The following is an 18525-nucleotide window of genomic DNA, read 5'->3' on the forward strand; positions in this document are numbered from 1 at the left end:
ACCGTGCCCCCGTGGCGCGACCGACGGTGGTGGAGAACGTCTTCGATCCCCGGGTGTTCGCCCGCGGCGTCCCGCACGAGGCGCTGCGCCGGCTGCGGGACGAGGCGCCGGTCTCCTGGCAGGAGGAGCACGAGGTCGGCATCTGGCCCGCCGGCCCGGGCTACTGGGCGGTGACCCGCTACGAGGACGTCCGGCACGTGCTGCGCAGCCCGGCCGACTTCTCGTCGTGGCTCGGGGCCACGCAGATCCGCGACCCCGACCCGGCCGACCTGCCGTTCATCCGCCGGATGATCCTCAACATGGACCCGCCCGAGCAGGTGCGGCTGCGCACGCTCGTGACCGGCGCGTTCACCCGCCGGCGGCTGGAGCGGTTCGCCGCGACCGTGCGGGAGCGCGCAGCCGTGCTGCTCGACGCCGTGGCGGCGCGGGGGAGCTGCGACCTGCCCGCCGACGTCACGGACGACTTCCCGCTGCAGAACCTCGCCGACCTGCTCGGCGTGCCCGCCGCGGACCGCGCGCAGCTGCTGCACTGGACGAACCGGGTGATCGGCTACCAGGATCCCGAGCACGCCCAGGTCGTGCTCGACGCCGACGGTCGCCCCGTCAACCCGCGCTCGCCCGCGCAGCTCGCGGACATGTTCGCCTACGCCGAGGAGCTGGCCGAGGCCAAGCGCCGGCACCCGGCCGACGACGTCATGACCGCCCTGGTGCAGGCGGAGGTCGACGGCGAGCGCCTCACCGACGCCGAGCTCAAGATGTTCTTCTTCCTGCTCGTCATCGCGGGCAACGACACCGTCCGCAGCGCCCTGCCCGGCGGCGTGCTGGCGCTCGTCGAGCACCCGGGGGAGTACGCCCGGCTGCGCGCCGATCCCGGCCTCCTGCCGGGGGCGATCGAGGAGATGCTGCGCTGGCACCCGCCGGTGCTGACCTTCCGCCGCACGGCCGCCCGGGACCTGGAGCTCGGCGGGCAGGCGATCGCGGCGGGGGACAAGGTCGTCGTCTACCACGTGTCCGCGCACTACGACGAGCGGCGCTTCCCCGACCCGCACCGCTTCGACATCGGCCGCACGCCCAACGACCACCTCGCCTTCGGGCAGGGGCCGCACCTCTGCCTGGGCGCGGCGTTCGCCCGGCTGCAGCTGCGGGAGTTCCTCACCGAGTTCCTGAGCCGGCTGCCGCAGGTGGAGCTCGCGGGCGAGCCGCGGCGGCTGACCTCGAACTTCATCAACGGCGTCACCCGGCTGCCGCTGCGCTGGTGACCCCCGTCCAGGCCGCGTCTCCCAACCCGCCACCACCGCTCCCGGCGCCCACGCCGTCCCCGCCGGCGTTGCCGGGCCACCCGAATACGCCCGGTATGAGGGCAGCCCGGCTGCCTTGCGGGAACGACGTGGATCACCGGGCCCGGCGGCGCCGGATCGAGAGACACGGCCTAGTCTCCGCCGCAGCGATCACGGGAGGCGTGCCAATGGGTCGGACGGGCCGGGTCGGGAGTGCGGTCACGGGGTTCGCGTGCGTGCTGGCGTTCGCCGGGTGCGCCCAGCCGGGCCAGCTCGGCCAACCCGCCCCGGCCCCCTCCGCGGCCCCTGCTCCCGGTGCTCCCGCCGCCGCGGGATCAGCGGCCCCGGCCGGTCCGCAGACGGTCGGGCAGGGCGTCGTCGACATCCCGCTGCGGTTCCGGACCCCGGCGCCCGCCGACTACACCGTGCGGACCCTCGACCTCGCCCCGGGCGAGGCCCTCGGCTGGGAGACCCACCCCGGCACCGAGCTGACCCTGCTCGACGCCGGGCAGGTCGCGGTGCAGGAGGCCGGTGCGTGCGCGCCGCGGGTGCTCGCGCCGGGCCAGGTCGCCGTCGTGGGCGAGGGGGTGGCGCACGTCGTGCGCAACACCGGCACGGAGCCGGCCCGGCTGGTCGTCACCAGCTTCCTCGCCCAGGGCGTGCCCGCGGCCACCCCGGTGCCGTCGGCGTGCCCGGAGGAGCCCCCGGCCCCCACCGGATAACGATCCGGCGCTCCAGCCTGCGCCGGGCGGCGCCACCCCCTAGGATCGCGCGATCTGAGCCGACGACGTCTCAGGAGCGTGTCCCATGGCGAACGGGTTCGAGTTCGACCGGCGACGGTTCCTCCAGGTCACGGGGCTGGCGGCGCTCGGGGGAGCGCTCGTCGCCTGCGGAGGTGGGGGCGGGGGTGCCCCTGCGCCCACCCAGGCCGCCCCGCCGGGCGCCTTCACCCCGCCGTCGACGTCGTTGAGCGGTGCCCTCTCCCTCCTCATGTGGAGCCACTTCGTCCCGGCGCACGACGCCTGGTTCGACCCGTGGGTGAAGGACTGGGGGTCGAAGGTCGGTGTCGCCGTGACCGTCGACCACATCAACTACGCCGAGCTGCCCGCCCGCACGCAGGCCGAGATCCAGGCGAAGCAGGGCCACGACCTGATCCTGCACATCGCCCCGGTGCCGCAGTACGAGCCGAGCGTGCTCGACCTCACGGACGTCGTGACCGAGGCGGAGAAGCGGCACGGCACCCAGCTGGACCTGTGCCGCCGGTCCAGCGTCAACCCGACGACGCGGAAGTTCTTCGCCTACGCCCCCGCCTGGGTGCCGGACCCGGGCGACTACCGGCAGAGCCTGTGGGCGCCCGTCGGGCTGGCGAACGGCCCCGCGAGCTGGGACGACCTGCTGCGCGGCGGCGCGGAGATCAAACGCACCCAGGGCGTGCAGCTCGGCGTCGGGATGTCGCAGGAGATCGACTCCAACATGGCGGGCCGGGCGCTGTTGTGGTCGTACGGGGCGTCGATCCAGAACGAGGCCGAGGAGGTCGTGCTCAACTCGCCGGAGACGGTCGAGGCCGTGGAGTTCATGAGCCGGCTCTACCAGCAGGCGATGACGCCGGAGGTGTTCTCCTGGAACGCGGCGTCGAACAACCAGGGCCTCGCCGCCGGGCAGCTGTCCTACATCCTCAACTCGATCTCGGCGTGGCGGACCTCCCAGGAGACCGACCCGGAGACGGCGCACGACATCTTCTTCACCGCCCCGCTGCGCGGGCCCGCGGACGCCCGGGCCGCCAGCCACGTCATGTACAACTGGATCGTCCCGAACCACGCCACCAACCCCGCCGCGGCCAAGGAGTTCCTGCTCCACTACACGGCGAACCTCGACGTGGTCGCCTGGCAGTCGAAGCTCTACGACTTCCCGGCCTATCCGGACGTGGTGCCCGACCTGAAGAAGTGGCTCGACGCCGATCCGTTCGGCGCCCAGCCCCCGGGCAAGCTCGCGCTGCTCGGCGACGCCGTCAGCTGGAGCACCAACGTCGGATACCCGGGCACGGCCAACACGGCCGAGGGCGAGGTCTTCGCGACCTTCGTCATCCCCAACATGTTCGCCCGGGCGGCGCGCGGGGAGGTCAGCGCCCAGCAGGCGGTGGCCGACGCCGAGGCGCAGGTCACGCCGATCTTCGACAACTGGCGGGCCCGCGGCCTCATCGGCACCGGCGGGCGCTGACGTGGCCACGGTCGAGGTCCGCGACCTGCACAAGCACTTCGACTCGGGACGGGTGCGTGCCGTGGACGGCGTCGACGTCGCGACGTCCGACGGCGAGTACCTGGTGCTGCTCGGCCCCTCGGGCTGCGGCAAGACCACCCTGCTGCGCACCATCGCCGGGCTGGAGGACCCCTCGAGCGGCGACGTCGTGATCGACGGCCAGGTGGTCACCGGGCTGCCGCCGCGGGCGCGCCGGATCGCGATGGTGTTCCAGAGCTACGCCCTCTACCCGCACAAGAGCGTGCTGGCCAACATCGTGTTCCCGTTGCGGGCGGCCGGTGTCCCGCACGGCGACCGCGAGCAGAAGGCCCGGCGCGCCGCAGGCATGCTCGGGATCGAGCACCTGCTGGGCCGCAAGCCCCGCCAGCTCTCCGGCGGCGAGCGCCAGCGGGTCGCCCTGGCCAGGGCCCTGGTCCGCGACCCCTCGGTGTTCCTGCTCGACGAGCCGCTGTCCAACCTCGACGCCAAGCTGCGGACCAGCGCCCGCGACGAGCTCAAGCGGTTCCAGCAGGACATCCGGGCGACCACGGTCTACGTCACGCACGACCAGAGCGAGGCGATGGGGCTCGGCGACCGGATCGCCGTCATGTCCCAGGGCCGGGTGCGCCAGATCGGCAGGCCGGTGGAGGTCTACGACGACCCGGCGGACACCTTCGTCGCGACTTTCATCGGCTCCCCGCCCATGAACCTCGTGCCCCGCGGCGACGTGCTGGTCGGCTTCCGCCCCGAGCACCTGCTGCCGGTGGAGAACGTGCCCGGCGAGCGCGTCACGGTGACGCTGGAGGTGCAGCGGATGGAGTACCTGTCCGGCGACCGGCACGTCTACGGCACCGTCGACCTGGGCGCCGGCCCGACGCGGGTGATCGCCCGGCTCCCCGCCACGGTCGACACGCCCCTCGCCACGGGCGAGCGGCACGGGTTCGCCGTGCCGGTGCGCCGGCTGCGGTTCTTCGACGAGGACTCGGGGCTGCGCACGGACCCCGTCCCGGTCCGGACCTGAGCGATGACCGGCCCAGGCGGAGCACCCCCGGCGGCCACGAGGCCCGCCGGTGCCGTCGCGGAGCGGGAGCGGCCGGCGCCGACCCGGTACCGGCGCCGCCTCACCGACCGGGACGGCGTCCTGGCCTGGTTGTTCCTGGCTCCGGCGGTGGTCTACATCCTGGCGCTGGTCGGGGTGCCGTTCCTGCTCGCCGTGGCCTTCAGCTTCTCCGACGTCACAGGCGGCGACCCGAGCTTCGACTGGACCGGGCTGCAGAACTTCGGGCGCGTCTTCGCCGACCCGGTCTTCTGGCGCGCACTGCGCAACACCCTCGTCTTCACCGCGCTGTCGATGGTCTTCATCGTGCTGTTCGGGAAGGTGCTCGCCAACGTCCTCATCGCGGACTTCCGCGGCCGGTGGCTGGTGCGCTTCCTCGTGCTCCTGCCCTGGACCACGCCGGTGGCGCTGTCCACCATCACCTGGCTCTGGATGCTCGACTCGGTGTTCTCCCCGATCGACTGGGTGCTGCGCCAGGTCGGCCTCATCCAGGCCAACATGTTCTACCTGGGGCGGCCGACCCTGGCCATGGCCTCGGTGATCGCGGTGCACGTCTGGCGGCTGGTGCCGCTGGCCGCGGTGATCATGATGGCCGGCCTGCTGTCGATCCCGAAGGACGTCCAGGAACAGGCGCTGGTCGACGGCGCGGGCTACTGGCGGCGGATGGTCGAGATCACGATCCCGCTCACCGCGCCGGTCATCGCGATCTCGGCGCTCTTCGGGGCGATCTTCACCTTCACCGACATGACCGTCGTCTACGTCCTCACCCGCGGCGGCCCGACCAACGAGACGCAGGTGCTCGCGAGCTGGGCGTTCTTCCGCGGCATCGAGGGCGGCGACATCGGGCAGGGCGCGGCGATCGCGCTGTTCCTGTTCCCGCTGCTGCTCGCGGCGGCGATCGCGATCCTGCGCGCGGTCCGCCGGATGGAGGTGAGCTGAGCCGTGGCCGGCACGCTCGTCGTCACCGACGCCGACCGCCGCCGGTACGCGTGGCGGCACCGGGCCGCCCGCGCGACCCTCTACGTGATCGCTGTCCTGTCCGCGTTGTTCGCCGCGGGCCCGTTCGTCTGGGCGGCGATCACCGCGTTCAAGCAGGACAGCGACCTCTACCGGCGGCGCAACAACCCCTTCGTCTTCAACGAGACGCCGACGCTCGACCACCTCCGGCTGCTGTTCGCCCGCACCGCCTTCGCGACGTTCGCCTGGAACACCCTGTGGGTGGGCCTGCTCGTCGTGCTGATCACGCTGGTGCTGGCGCTCCCGGCCGCGTACAGCCTGGCCCGCCTCGACCGCCCGTGGGCGGGCCGGATGGGCATCGCGATCTTCTTCGTCTACCTCGTGCCGCCGACGCTGCTGTTCCTCTCGCTCTCGCGGCTCGTGGTGGCCCTCGGGCTGCAGGACTCCACCTGGTCCCTCGTGGTCATCTACCCGACGATCACCGTGCCCGTCTCGGTGTGGCTGCTCCTCGGGTTCCTCAAGACGATCCCGAAGGACATCGAGGAACAGGCCATGGTCGACGGCTACAGCCGGGTGGGCGCGATGGTGCGCGTCGTCGTCCCGCTGCTCCTGCCCGGGCTCGTCGCGGTGGTCGTGTTCGCGTTCACCCTCACGGCCAGCGAGTTCATCTACGCCCTCGCGTTCATCTCACCCACCTCCGAGAAGGTGATCAGCACCGGCGTGCCCACCGAGCTCGTTCGCGGCGACGTGTTCTTCTGGCAGTCGCTGCAGGCGGCCGCCGTGCTCGTCGCGGTGCCGATCGCGGTGGTGTTCACCCTCTTCCTCGACCGCTTCGTCGCCGGGTTCACGCAGGGCGCGGTGAAGGGGTGACGCGTCCGCCGCCGGGGTGGAAGAGGCGGCGCCCGGGCCCGCGGGTGTGGGACGATGGTCCGTGTCGGGGACCCTTCTGACCGGGCGGAGTGCATGGCGAGGAAGACCGTGACCGCCAACGACGGGCGGACGTGGGAGGTCAGCAGGCGCATCGACTGGTCGCCGCCCGCCGTCGGGGACGAGTTCGAGCACGATGTGGACGGCGGGCGCGGGGCCGTCGTGATGGTCGTCTGCGCATTGATCGTGTTCGGCGTCGCCATCGTGGCCTGGCCGCTGCTCGCCCAGTCCCAGGTGTACGTGCCGCTGGCCTACTGGTTCGCCGCGATCGTGATCCTCGGTTTCTTCCCGGTCCGCTGGTGGCTGCGCCGGCCGTGGAAGATCGTCGCGGAGACGGACGGGCACTACGGCTCCGACGCCGGCCGCGAGCACTGGGTGGGCAAGGTCCGCGGGATGAGCCGTGCCCAGGAGGAGATGCGCGTGGTGGTGCTGTCGCTGCGCCAGCGCGGCACCCCCGGCCACGCCGACAGCCCCCTGCAGCCGGTCAACTGATGCCGGAGCTCCCCGAGGTCGAGGCACTCGCCCAGCACCTGCGCGACCACGCTCTGTACCGGCCGGTGGCGCGGGTCGACGTGGCCAGCATGAGCGTTCTGAAGACCTTCGACCCGCCGGTGTCGGCGCTGGCCGGACGCGTGGTCACGGGGGCGAGCCGGTTCGGCAAGTTCCTCTCGGTGGACTTCGAGGACCGCAAGGACGAGCCGGGCCTGCACCTGGTCACGCACCTGTCGCGGGCGGGCTGGCTGCGCTGGCACGACCAGGCCGCCGCCACCCCGCCGAAGCCCAGCGGGCGCGGCCCGCTGGCCCTGCGGGTGCACCTCGACGCCGTCGGCGGGCCGGGCTTCGACCTCACCGAGGCGGGCACGCAGAAGCGGCTCGCGGTGTACCTGGTGCACGACCCGCAGGAGGTGCCGGGCATCGCGAAGCTCGGGCCGGACGCGCTCGACATCGACCGCGCCGGGTTCGGCGCGCTGCTCGCCGGGCGTACCGAGCGGATCAAGAACCTGATCACCGACCAGAAGGTGCTGGCCGGGATCGGCAACGCCTACAGCGACGAGATCCTGCACACCGCCCGGCTGTCCCCGTACGCCGTCTCCGGGCGGCTCGACGAGGACCGGGTCGACGTCCTGTACGAGGCGATGCGCGGGGTACTCAGCGACGCCGTGGACCGCTCCGTGGGGCAGCGCGCCGCGTCGCTGAAGGGCGAGAAGCGCTCCGGCCTGCGGGTCCACGCACGGACCGGGCTGCCCTGCCCGGTGTGCGGCGACACCGTCCGGGAGGTGTCGTTCGCCGATCGGTCGTTCCAGTACTGTCCGACCTGCCAGACCGGCGGCAAACCCCTGGCCGACCGGCGGCTCTCCAGACTGGTGAGGTGACCACGGTGGCGGACGTGCTCTCGTCGCCGCTCGTGCTCGTTCTCGCGGCGGTCATCGTGGCGCTGGTCGTGGTGATCGTGGTGCTCCTCGTGCGCCGCGCCCGCCGGCACACCTTCGCGAGCCCGCTCGAGCGGGCCACCTTCTCCACGCTGCACACCGTGGCGCTCGCCGCCCCCGCGCTGCGGGACGGGCTCAACCCCAACTCCGCCGCGTACGCCCTGCCCTACCTGCGCACCCTGCTGGACACCTGCGCGCTCACCATGACGGACGCCCGCGGCGAGGTCCTGGCCTGGGACGGCGACGCCGACCAGCACAAGCCCGACGTGGTGGCCCTGGCCGACCAGGTGATCTCCACCGGCCGCCAGCAGGTGCTCTCGCACTCGGCCATCGCCTGCCAGTACCCGAGCTGCGACGTCCGCGGCATCGTCGTGGTGCCGCTGGAGAGCGACGGCGCGATCATCGGCACCCTGGCCGCGCTCACCACCCTGACCGCCGGTCCGGTGCTGCTGCGGGCCACCGCCGAGGTCGCGCGGTACGTCTCCAGCCAGCTCGAGCTCGCCGAGCTCGACGAGTCGCGCGCCCGGCTCAACCGGGCCGAGGTCCGGGCGCTGCGCGCGCAGATCTCGCCGCACTTCGTCTACAACGCGCTGACCACGATCGCGAGCTTCATCCGCACGGACCCGGTGCGCGCCCGCGACCTGCTGATCGAGTTCGCCGACTTCACCCGGTACTCGTTCCGCACCGCGGGCGAGTACACGACGCTGTCGGACGAGCTCACCAACATCGAGCGCTACATCGCGCTGGAGAAGGCCCGCTTCGGCAACCGGCTCAACATCAAGCTGCAGATCGCGCCCGAGGTGCTCAACGTCGTGCTGCCGTTCCTCGCGCTGCAGCCGCTGGTGGAGAACGCGGTGCGGCACGGCCTGTCCGGCAAGCCCAACGGCGGCACGATCACCATCACCGCCGAGAACGCCGGGGCCGAGTGCGTGATCATCGTGGAGGACGACGGCGTGGGCATGGACCCCGCCCGCCTCACCGAGGACCTCGACGACGCCCACCTGTCCGGCGCGCACGTCGGCCTCGGCAACGTCGACGACCGCATGCGCTCGGCCTTCGGGGACGACTTCGGCCTGGTCGTGGACACGGCCGTCGGCGCCGGCATGAAGATCACGCTGCGGGTGCCGAAGTTCCGCGCCGGCATCCGGGTCTGACGCGCGGGCCGGCGACGATCACCTCCCCGGCGGTCCTGATCTGTAGCGTGTGCACATGGACGCCCTCCGCCTGCCCGACCGTCTGACCTCGCGCCTTCCCGGACGGCTCGGCGAGAAGGGCGACGCGCCGGTCGTGCCGCTCGTCCGGCTGCACGGCGTGATCTCGCCGCAGCCCGGTCCGGTGCCGCGCGCGGTGATCAACGCGGCCTCCACGGAGAAGGTGCTGGAGCGGGCGTTCGGCACGGAGCGGGTCGTCGCCGTGGGGCTGCTGGTGAACTCGCCCGGCGGCTCGCCCACCCAGTCCGCGCTGGTCGCGGACCGGATCCGCGGGCTGGCGGCCGAGCACGAGGTGCCGGTGCTGGCGTTCTGCGAGGACGTCGCGGCCTCGGGCGGGTACTGGCTGGCCTGCGCGGCGGACGAGATCTACGCCCACCCGACCTCCATCGTCGGCTCGATCGGCGTGATCAGCTCCGGGTTCGGGCTGGAGGGCTTCATCCAGCGCTTCGGGATCGAGCGCCGGCTGCACACCGCCGGGAAGTCCAAGTCCCGGCTCGACCCGTTCCTGCCGGAGAAGGACGAGGACGTCGCCTGGCTGCGCGGGCTGCAGGACGAGCTGCACGGCCTGTTCCGGCAGTGGGTCGTCGACCGCCGGGGCGACCGGCTGACCGGCGGCGACGAGCTCTTCACGGGCGAGGTGTGGACCGGGGCGCGGGCGCTGCAGCTCGGCCTCGTCGACGGCCTGGGCACGGCGCGGTCCGTCCTCACGGAGCGCTTCCCGGACGCGAAGCTGGCCCCGGTCGAGGGACGCAAGCCGCTGCTCGCCCGGCTGGGCCTGGCCGCCCCCGCCGCGGGGCTCCCCGGGGCCCTCGGTGCAGGCGGTGCGGCGGACGCCGCGCTCGGTCTGGTCCAGGCGGCCGACATCAGGGCGACATGGGCACGCTACGGTCTGTAGCCTCGCCGGCGGTGGGCGAGCCCGAGAGGAGCCCTGGTCCTCACCCGTTCGATCAGTAGCCGATCGGTCGCAGATTGATGAGATGCCCTGGCATCCCGCACCGATCACCGTCACCATGGTCGGCAGGGCCGGGGGCCGCCACCGACGAGGTGCGCGCCCGGCCGCGCACCGGGAACGCAGGATGAGGAGATCGTGGACAGCACCGACAGCTCCGGAGGTCTGGTCGTCCTCGCAGTGGACGACGAACAGCCGGCTCTCGAAGAACTGGCGTTCCTGCTGAACGAGGACCCGCGGGTCGGCGAGGTGCTCAAGGCCTCGGACGCGACCGAGGCCCTCCGCATCCTCAACGCCCGCAGCTCCCGGGAGAGCGTGCACGCCGCGAACGCCGCCCGCGCCGCGGGGGCCCCGCACCCGGCCGCCGGCACGCGCGTGGCCGAGAAGACGGACGTCGACGTCGTCTTCCTCGACATCCGCATGCCGGGGCTCGACGGCCTCGAGCTCGCCCGCGTCTTCTCCTCCATGGCCCAGCCGCCGGAGGTCGTGTTCGTCACGGCGCACGACGACCGCGCGGTCGACGCCTACGAGGTCGGCGCCAAGGACTACCTGCTCAAGCCGCTGCGCGAGGAGCGGCTCGCCGCCGCCCTGGACCGGATCATCGCGAACCGGGCGACCGCCGCGCCCGTCGAGCCCGCCCCGCAGGAGCGGGACGAGGACGAGGTCATCCCCGTCGAGCTCGCGGGCACCACGAAGCTGGTGCCGCGCTCGGCCGTCCGGTACGTGGAGGCCCAGGGCGACTACGCCCGGCTGCACACCACCGAGGGCAGCCACCTGGTCCGCATCCCGCTGTCGGTGCTGGAGGACCGCTGGCGCGACGCCGGGTTCGTCCGCATCCACCGCTCGTTCCTGGTGGCGTTGCCGCTGGTCACCGAGCTGCGGCTGTCCGGGTCGGGGTACGTGGTGCGGGTCGGATCCGGCCCCGACACCGCGGAGCTGCCCGTCTCCCGCCGGCACACCCGTGAGCTGAAGGACCGCCTGGTCCGCGCGACGAAGCAGGCGTGGAGCCAGAGGTGAGCGCCGACGACGCACTCGTTCCCGCGGAGGAGGCATGAGCGCTGCCGTCGACGGCTCCCCGCCGTCGATGAGCCCCGACCCGGGAGACGGGGAGGGGTCCACCCGGCGCCGGCGCGCGGCGCCGGGCGGTCCCGAGGACTCCGGGCCGCTGTGGCTGCAGGAGGAGATGCGCCGCCGGATGGACGCCAACGCCCGCTCCGGCCGCGGCCGGCACGCGCGGGACGAGGCGGACACCGAGCAGTTCGGCGTCGGCGAGCTGCGGGCCCGGGTGGCCCGCGGCGACACCCCGCCGCCGGGCGGGCCGGACTACACCGCCTACCCGGACTACGACGACGACTACGACGACCCCGACGACGAGCCGTTCGGCGGCCCCGAGGTCGAGCGGTTCGAGCGGGTCCTCGGCCCGGCCAGCGTGCCGCTGCGGATGCCGCCGCCCGAGACCTACGACGACGGCCGCGGCGGTCCCGGACCGGACCCGCAGGGACCGTCGGGCGGCCCCGGCGGGATGCGGCAGAGCGGCGCACCGGGAAACCCGCTGTCCCGGGCGGGCCGCCCCGCGCTCGCGCCGGACTCCCTGGGCGGGCTGCCGCCGGCCGTCCGGCCTCCGTCCGGCGACCCGTACCCCCAGGCCTTCACCGGCGAGTTCACCCCGGAGCCGCCCTCCCGCGCGATGCCCGTGCCGCCCCCGGCCGCGCCCATGGCCCCGCCGGGCAGCCATCCCGGGCTCCCCCGCCCGATGCCGGACCCCGACGCCGAACGCACGGACGTCGGCGTCATCCCACCGGTCCCGCCCACGGAGATCCCCGGGCATCCCGAGCCGGCGTTCGAGCAGGGCCCCGCGCCCGAGACCGCGCCGCACGGGACGGCCGACGCCACGCAGGCCGTCGACCCCGCGAGCCGGCTCCCGCTCTCCGCGCGCACCGCCGGCGCGCCCTCGCCCGCCGTCGCTCCCACCGCTCCCACCGCTCCCACCGGCCCCGGCCGCCCCGTCGGCGCCCGGTTCCGGCCCGTCGAGGAGGAGCAGCCCGAGGGCGCGCCCCGCCGCGTCCGCGTGGTGCTGTCCGAGCGCAAGGGCGTCGCCCGCACCGTCCGGACGGTGGTCGACGTGCAGGAGGGCACCGCCGTCGGCGAGCTGCTGCGCACGAACCTCATCGGGGGCCAGCTCGCGGTCGCGCTGCGCATCGGCGGCCTCGCGCTGCTGGTGCTCGGCCTGCTGCCCGCGCTGTTCGCCTTCTACCCAGAGCTCGGCCGGCTCGAGGTGCTGGGGCTGCGGCTGCCCTGGCTGCTCCTCGGCGTGCTGGTCTACCCGTTCCTCCTGGCCCTGGGCTGGTGGCACACGAAGGCCGCCGAGCGGGTCGAGCAGAACTTCGCCGACCACGTCCAGGACTGACCCCCGCCCGCTCCCCCGCGCCCGATCCCACAGAGAGCTCCCCGTTGCCCACCCCGTCCGTCATCGCGCTGGTCGCCATCGCCCTCGTCGGCGTGGCGTCCGTCGTCATCGGGTCGCTGGGTGTGCGCGTCGCCCGCAGCACCTCGGACTTCCTCGTCGCCTCCCGCACCGTCGGCGCCGTCCCCAACGCCGCGGCGATCTCCGGCGAGTACCTCTCCGCGGCGACCTTCCTCGGGATCGCCGGCCTGGTGCTCCGTGAGGGCGCGACCGCGCTCTGGTACCCGATCGCCTTCTGCGCGGGCTACCTGGCGCTGCTGCTGTTCGTGGCCGCCCCGCTGCGCCGCTCCGGCGCCTACACGATCCCGGACTTCGCCGAGGCCCGGCTGCACTCGCCGCGGCTGCGCCGGCTCTGCACCGCGCTCGTGCTGCTGATCGGCTGGCTCTACCTGCTGCCGCAGCTGCAGGGTGCGGGACTCTCGCTCACCACCCTGACCTCGCTGCCCTCGTGGGTCGGCGTGCTCGGCGCGGGCGTGCTGGTGGTGCTGTGCGTGGTGGCCGGCGGCATGCGCTCGATCACCTTCGTGCAGGCCTTCCAGTACTGGCTCAAGCTCACCGCCCTCACGGTGCCCGCGCTCGTCGCGCTCGCGCTGTTCCTCGGGGGTGACCGCGAGCTCGACCGGCCCGCCGCGCCGGAGTTCCCCGAGGCCACCACGATCGACGTCCGCACGCCGGTGGACCTCGAGGTCGTCGCACCCACCCCGCTCGAGGCCCGCGGCGAGGTCGACGGCGCGCCCGTCGACGGCCCGGTGGTCTGGCAGCCCGGCCTGCACAGCGTCGAGGCCGGGACCGACCTGCGGTTCGAGGCCGGCACCGGCGTTCCCGTCCCGGCCGGCACGCCCGCGACGGACCGGGAGTGGCTGGAGCCGCGGTCCGGCCCGCTGAACCTCCTGGAGATCTACTCGATCCTGGTCGCCGGCATCGCCGGCACGATGGGCCTGCCGCACGTGCTGGTCCGCTTCTACACGAACCCGGACGGCCGGGCCGCCCGCCGCACCACCGTCGTCGTGCTGGCCATGATCGGCGGAGTGTTCGTGCTGGTCACGCTCATGGGCCTGCTGTCGCGGGCGTTCACCCCGCAGTTGCTGGTCGACGGCCGCACAGACGGCGCGGTCCTGCTCGTCCCGACCGCCGCGCTGGGCGACGGGTGGGCGGGCTGGCTGCTCGGCGGCCTGGTGTCCGCCGGGGCCGCGGCGGCGTTCCTGTCGACGTCGTCGGGCCTGGTCGTGAGCCTGGCCGGCGTACTGTTCACGGACGTGTTGAAGGGGAAGCTGCGGGACTTCCGGCTCGCCGCACTGCTGTCGGCGATCGTGCCGGTGGCGCCCGCCCTCCTCGTCACGCGGCTGGACCTGGCGCTCACCGTGCCGCTCGTCTTCGCGGTCTCCGCCGCCACCTTCTGCCCGCTGCTCGTGCTCGGCGTCTGGTGGCGCGGGCTCACCCCCGCCGGCGCGACGGCCGGCATCCTCGTCGGCGGCGTGCTGTCCGCGGTCGGCGTCGGGTTCGCGCTGGCCGGGAGCGTGCCGGAGGGAGCCGTGGGCGTGCTGCTGCTGCGGCCCGCCGCCGTCGCCGTGCCGCTGGCCTTCCTCACCATGGTCGTGGTCAGCCGGGCGACCCGCCGCGCCGTGCCGATGGACGCCGAGCACACGCTCCTGCAGCTGCACGCCCCCGAACGCCTGGGCCTGTCCCGCGACCGGTTGAGCCGGGAACCCTCGTGAGCGCCACGGCCGTCGCTGCGCTCACCGCGATCCTGCTGGTCGCGGTGGCCTCGACGGTCATCGGCATGCTCGGGCACCGGGCCCGCCGGACGTCGGACTTCCTGGTCGCCTCGCGCACGGTCCGGCCCGCCGCCAACGCCGGCGCGATCTCCGGCGAGTACCTGTCCGCGGCGTCGTTCCTCGGGGTGGCGGGGCTGGTGCTCCGGGACGGCGTCGACGCGCTCTGGTACCCCGTCGGCTACACGGCGGGCTACCTGTCGCTGCTCCTGTTCGTGGCCGCGCCGCTGCGCCGCTCAGGTGCGTACACGGTGCCGGACTTCGCCGAGCTGCGCCTGCGCTCGACGTCGCTGCGCCGGCTCTGCAGCGTGTTCGTGCTGGTCATCGGCTGGCTCTACCTGCTGCCGCAGCTGCAGGGCGCCGGGCTGACCGTCGAGGTCGTCACCGGGCTGCCGCAGTGGATCGGCACGGTCGGGGCCGGGGTGATCGTGGTGCTCACCGTGGTGTTCGGCGGCATGCGCTCGGTGACCTTCGTGCAGGCCTTCCAGTACTGGCTCAAGCTCACCGCGCTCGCCGTGCCCGCCGCGGTTGCGCTGGTCTTCTTCCTCAACAGCGGGCACACCTTCGACCGGCCGCAGGCGCCGGACTTCCGCGAGCAGACCACCGTGACGGTCGAGACGGACGTCCGGCTCGACACCGGCGCGCCCACCCGCGTGCAGGTGGGCCCGGCCGGCGGGGTGGTCGACGGCGCCCCGGTGCCGCCCGGCACCGTGCTCACCTGGGAGACCGGCACCCGGCACGAGGTGAGCGCCGGCTCCGAGCTGGTGTTCCCGGCCGGCTCGCCGGTCCCGACCACGGCGGGCCGGCCGACCACGGACGCCCGCTGGCTGACCCCGCTGGCCGGCGACGGGCCGTACCAGCTTCTGGCCATCTACTCGCTGATCATGGCGACCTTCCTCGGGACGATGGGGCTGCCGCACGTCCTCGGCCGCTTCTACACCAACCCGGACGGCCGGGCCGCGCGCCGCAGCGCGGTCATCGTGCTGGCCCTGCTCGGCGGGTTCTACCTGCTGGTCACGCTGATCGGCGCGCTGTCGCGCTTCTACACCCCGCAGCTGCTCGTCGCCGGACCCACGGACGCCGCGGTGCTGCTGCTGCCCGAGGCGGTTCTCGGCAGCGGGCTCGCCGGGGCGATCCTCGGCGGGGTGGTCGCGGCCGGGGCGTGGGCGGCGTTCCTGTCCACGGCGTCCGGCCTGCTGGTCAGCCTGGCCGGGGTGCTGTCCACGGACGTGCTGCGCGGTCGGTCGGCGGCGGCCGACCGGCGCATGACCGAGCTGCGGATCTCGACGGTGCTGGCCGCCGCGGCGCCGCTGGCCCTCACCCTCGGGGTGACCCGGCTGGACTTCGCCGAGACCGTGGCGCTGGCGTTCGCGGTGGCCGCGTCGACCTTCTGCCCCCTGCTGGTGCTGGGCATCTGGTGGCGGGGGCTCACCGCGCGCGGCGCGATCTCGGGGCTGCTCGTCGGCGGGCTGCTGTCGGCCGGCGCGGTGGCGGTGAGCCTGGCCGGGGTCGGGGGCAGCGGCTGGGTCGGCGTCCTGCTCTACCGGCCCGCGATCGTCACGGTGCCGCTGGCCTTCCTGGTGATGATCGTGGTCAGCCTCGCCACGCGGAAGCACCGCCCGCCCAACACGGACGCCCTGCTGCTGCGGCTGCACGCACCCGAACGGCTCGGACTCTTCCGCGAGCCCGTGGAGAACGTGCGCCGGCCGTCCGGCTGACCCGACCGACCGTTCACGCTCCGTGGCCACCCTGACACGGACGGTTTCGCCGCGGAACCGTCTCGATCGTCGTTCCGAGTCGTTCGCCCTGTAGTGGCTCCGGCGCCGGAGGAGGGCGCCGGACACGCACGGAAGGACTTCTCATGAGCACCACCGGGGAACGGAGCGCCCACGGGACGATCTACCAGCGGGTCCAGGCGAGCCCCGAGTTCGGGGACCTGCGGCGCCGGCTGCGCCGGTTCGTCTTCCCGATGAGCGCGCTCTTCCTGATCTGGTACCTGGTCTACGTCCTGCTGGCCTCGTACGCGCCCGCCTTCATGGCGACCAGACTGGCCGGCAACTTCACCGTCGGCCTGCTCATCGGCCTGCTGCAGTTCGTCTCGACGTTCCTGATCACGACCCTGTACGTGCGCTTCGCCGACCGGACGCTGGACCCGGCCGCCGAGCGCCTGCGGCACGAGATCGAGGGGGAGGCGTGACCGCGCAGCTCGCGCAGGCCCAGGGCACGGTCGGCAACGTCGGCCTCAACATCGGCATCTTCGCGGCGTTCGTGCTGCTCACGCTGGTGGTGGTCTACCGCGCGAGCCGCAGCAACCGCACGGCGTCGGACTACTACGCCGCCGGCCGCTCCTTCAGCGGCTCGCAGAACGGCATCGCGATCTCCGGCGACTACCTGTCGGCGGCGTCGTTCCTGGGCATCGCGGGGGCCATCGCGGTCTACGGCTACGACGGCTTCCTGTACTCGATCGGCTTCCTCGTCGCCTGGCTGGTGGCGCTGCTGCTGGTCGCCGAGCTGCTGCGCAACACCGGCAAGTTCACGATGGGCGACGTCCTGAGCTTCCGGATGCGCCAGCGCCCGGTCCGGGCCGCCGCGGCCACGTCGACGCTGGTCGTGTCGTTCTTCTACCTGATCGCGCAGATGGCGGGCGCGGGCGGGCTGATCGCGCTGCTGCTGCAGATCCCGAACTCGAACAAGCTCGGGCAGTCGATCGTCATCGCCGTCGTCGGTCTCGTCATGATCGCGTACGTGCTGGTCGGCGGCATGAAGGGCACGACGTACGTGCAGATCATCAAGGCCGCGCTGTTGGTGGTGGGCGCGTTCGTGATGACCTTCTGGGTGCTCGGCAAGTACGGCCTGAACTTCTCGGCCCTGCTCGGCGGGGCGGTGGAGAAGTCGTCGAAGGGCGAGGCCCTCCTGGCGCCCGGACTGCAGTACAAGAACAAGATCGACTTCATCTCGCTCGGCGTCGCGCTGGTGCTCGGCACCGCCGGCCTGCCGCACATCCTGATGCGCTTCTACACGGTCCCGACGGCCAGGGAGGCCCGCAAGTCCGTGGTGTGGGCGATCTGGCTGATCGGCGTGTTCTACCTGTTCACGCTGGTCCTGGGCTACGGCGCCGCCGCACTCGTCGGCCCGGACGTGATCAGCAAGGCGCCCGGCGGGGTCAACTCGGCCGCGCCGCTGCTGGCCTTCGAGCTCGGCGGGGAGATCCTGCTCGGCCTGATCTCCGCGATCGCCTTCGCCACGATCCTCGCGGTCGTCGCCGGGCTGACGATCACGGCGTCGGCCTCCTTCGCGCACGACGTCTACGCCAACGTCCTGAAGAAGGGGCAGACCTCGCCGGGTGCCGAGGTGAAGGTCGCGCGGCGCACCGCGCTGCTCATCGGCATCGTCGCGATCGCCGGCGGCATCCTGGCCAACGGCCAGAACGTCGCCTTCCTCGTGGCGCTGGCGTTCGCCGTGGCCGCCTCGGCGAACCTGCCGACGATCCTGTACTCGCTGTTCTGGAAGCGGTTCAACACGATGGGCGCGCTCTGGAGCATCTACGGCGGCCTCGCCGTCTGCCTCGTGCTCATCGTGTTCTCGCCGGCCGTCTCCGGCAGCGAGACCGCGATGATCAAGGGCGCGGACTTCGCCTGGTTCCCGCTGTCGAACCCGGGCATCGTCTCCATCCCGGTGTCGTTCCTGCTCGGCGTGATCGGGACGTTCGTGGGCCGGCGCGAGCCGTTCGACTCGGAGAAGTACGCCGAGATGGAGGTCCGCTCGCTCACCGGCGCCGGGTCGGAGAAGGCCACCGTCGACGCCTGACGCGCTGCACCTCACGAACGGCACTCTCGTGCGGTAGGTCCGCACGAGAGTGCCGTTCGTGCGTTCACGGGAGCCTGACGGGGCCGGGTGCCATCATGGGGGCATGACCAGCGTTCCGTCCGTGCCCGTCGCGGACCTGCCGGCCGACGCCGCCATGCTCGACGTCCGCGAGGCGGACGAGTGGGCCGCCGGCCGAGCCCCCGGCTCCCGGCACCTGCCGATGTCCGAGCTCACCCAGCGGATCGACGAGATCCCCGGCGACGAGCCGCTCTACGTCGTGTGCCGCTCCGGCGGGCGCTCCGCCCGCGTCGTCGCCTACCTGGCACAGCAGGGCTACCCGGCCGTGAACGTCGACGGCGGGATGCAGGCCTGGGCCGGCTCCGGCCGCGAGATCGTCGCCGACCCGGACCGGACCCCCGAGATCATCTGAGCGACCGGG

General features: G+C 73.3%; 17 protein-coding genes. All 17 read left to right on the top strand.

Annotated elements, in window-relative coordinates; all coding sequences use genetic code 11:
* Positions 1 to 11: 11 nt before the first annotated feature.
* The 17 genes from ACQP04_RS00440 (at position 12) to ACQP04_RS00520 (ending at position 18516) form a co-directional block, all read left to right on the top strand.
* A complete protein-coding gene (locus ACQP04_RS00440) occupies positions 12 to 1259 on the top strand; it encodes a cytochrome P450 (RefSeq protein ID WP_433505119.1) in 1248 nt (415 codons plus the stop codon).
* A 206-nt stretch (positions 1260 to 1465) separates the two neighbouring features.
* Positions 1466 to 1999 (top strand): cupin domain-containing protein, encoded by a 534-nt coding sequence (locus tag ACQP04_RS00445; protein ID WP_433505120.1) that lies wholly within the window; start codon positions 1466 to 1468, stop codon positions 1997 to 1999.
* 85 nt (positions 2000 to 2084) lie between these two features.
* Positions 2085 to 3494 (top strand): ABC transporter substrate-binding protein, encoded by a 1410-nt coding sequence (locus ACQP04_RS00450; protein ID WP_433505121.1) that lies wholly within the window; start codon positions 2085 to 2087, stop codon positions 3492 to 3494.
* Between the two features lies 1 nt (position 3495).
* On the top strand, positions 3496 to 4533 hold the full coding sequence (locus tag ACQP04_RS00455) for an ABC transporter ATP-binding protein (RefSeq protein ID WP_433505122.1): 1038 nt from the start codon (positions 3496 to 3498) through the stop codon (positions 4531 to 4533).
* A gap of 3 nt (positions 4534 to 4536) precedes the next feature.
* Complete coding sequence (locus ACQP04_RS00460) at positions 4537 to 5508, top strand: carbohydrate ABC transporter permease (protein WP_433505123.1); 972 nt, start codon at positions 4537 to 4539, stop codon at positions 5506 to 5508.
* A gap of 3 nt (positions 5509 to 5511) precedes the next feature.
* On the top strand, positions 5512 to 6396 hold the full coding sequence (locus ACQP04_RS00465; protein ID WP_433505124.1) for a carbohydrate ABC transporter permease: 885 nt from the start codon (positions 5512 to 5514) through the stop codon (positions 6394 to 6396).
* A gap of 93 nt (positions 6397 to 6489) precedes the next feature.
* Entirely contained in the window at positions 6490 to 6945 is a 456-nt protein-coding gene (locus ACQP04_RS00470) for a hypothetical protein (RefSeq protein ID WP_037042209.1), read from the top strand.
* Positions 6945 to 7826 carry an Fpg/Nei family DNA glycosylase gene (locus ACQP04_RS00475; protein WP_433505125.1) on the top strand — a complete coding sequence of 294 codons (882 nt, stop codon included), beginning with the start codon at positions 6945 to 6947 and terminating at the stop codon, positions 7824 to 7826. The genes ACQP04_RS00470 and ACQP04_RS00475 overlap by 1 nt, the downstream gene beginning before the upstream one ends.
* Before the next feature lie 5 nt (positions 7827 to 7831).
* Positions 7832 to 9037 carry a sensor histidine kinase gene (locus tag ACQP04_RS00480; RefSeq protein WP_358211629.1) on the top strand — a complete coding sequence of 402 codons (1206 nt, stop codon included), beginning with the start codon at positions 7832 to 7834 and terminating at the stop codon, positions 9035 to 9037.
* Positions 9038 to 9092: 55 nt separating this feature from the next.
* Positions 9093 to 9989, top strand: a complete 897-nt coding sequence (locus tag ACQP04_RS00485) for a S49 family peptidase (protein WP_433505126.1) — start codon at positions 9093 to 9095, stop codon at positions 9987 to 9989.
* A 192-nt stretch (positions 9990 to 10181) separates the two neighbouring features.
* Positions 10182 to 11060, top strand: coding sequence for a LytR/AlgR family response regulator transcription factor (locus ACQP04_RS00490; protein ID WP_037042213.1), 879 nt, complete (start codon positions 10182 to 10184; stop codon positions 11058 to 11060).
* 34 nt (positions 11061 to 11094) lie between these two features.
* Positions 11095 to 12450: a hypothetical protein gene (locus ACQP04_RS00495; RefSeq protein ID WP_433505127.1), complete on the top strand. Its 1356-nt coding sequence runs from the start codon at positions 11095 to 11097 to the stop codon at positions 12448 to 12450.
* A 44-nt stretch (positions 12451 to 12494) separates the two neighbouring features.
* Positions 12495 to 14222 carry a cation acetate symporter gene (locus tag ACQP04_RS00500; protein ID WP_433505128.1) on the top strand — a complete coding sequence of 576 codons (1728 nt, stop codon included), beginning with the start codon at positions 12495 to 12497 and terminating at the stop codon, positions 14220 to 14222.
* The gene (locus ACQP04_RS00505; protein WP_433505129.1) at positions 14219 to 15997 is read left to right on the top strand and encodes a cation acetate symporter; all 1779 of its coding nucleotides are present in this window, start codon (positions 14219 to 14221) and stop codon (positions 15995 to 15997) included. The genes ACQP04_RS00500 and ACQP04_RS00505 overlap by 4 nt, the downstream gene beginning before the upstream one ends.
* Before the next feature lie 143 nt (positions 15998 to 16140).
* On the top strand, positions 16141 to 16476 hold the full coding sequence (locus ACQP04_RS00510) for a DUF485 domain-containing protein (protein WP_037042219.1): 336 nt from the start codon (positions 16141 to 16143) through the stop codon (positions 16474 to 16476).
* Positions 16473 to 18086, top strand: coding sequence for a solute symporter family protein (locus ACQP04_RS00515; protein ID WP_433505130.1), 1614 nt, complete (start codon positions 16473 to 16475; stop codon positions 18084 to 18086). Before ACQP04_RS00510 ends, ACQP04_RS00515 begins: the two co-directional genes overlap by 4 nt.
* 103 nt (positions 18087 to 18189) lie before the next feature.
* Entirely contained in the window at positions 18190 to 18516 is a 327-nt protein-coding gene (locus tag ACQP04_RS00520; RefSeq protein WP_433505131.1) for a rhodanese-like domain-containing protein, read from the top strand.
* The last annotated feature ends 9 nt before the right edge of the window (positions 18517 to 18525 follow it).

The organism is Pseudonocardia halophobica, assembly GCF_050948485.1.
Taxonomy (GTDB): domain Bacteria; phylum Actinomycetota; class Actinomycetes; order Mycobacteriales; family Pseudonocardiaceae; genus Pseudonocardia; species Pseudonocardia halophobica.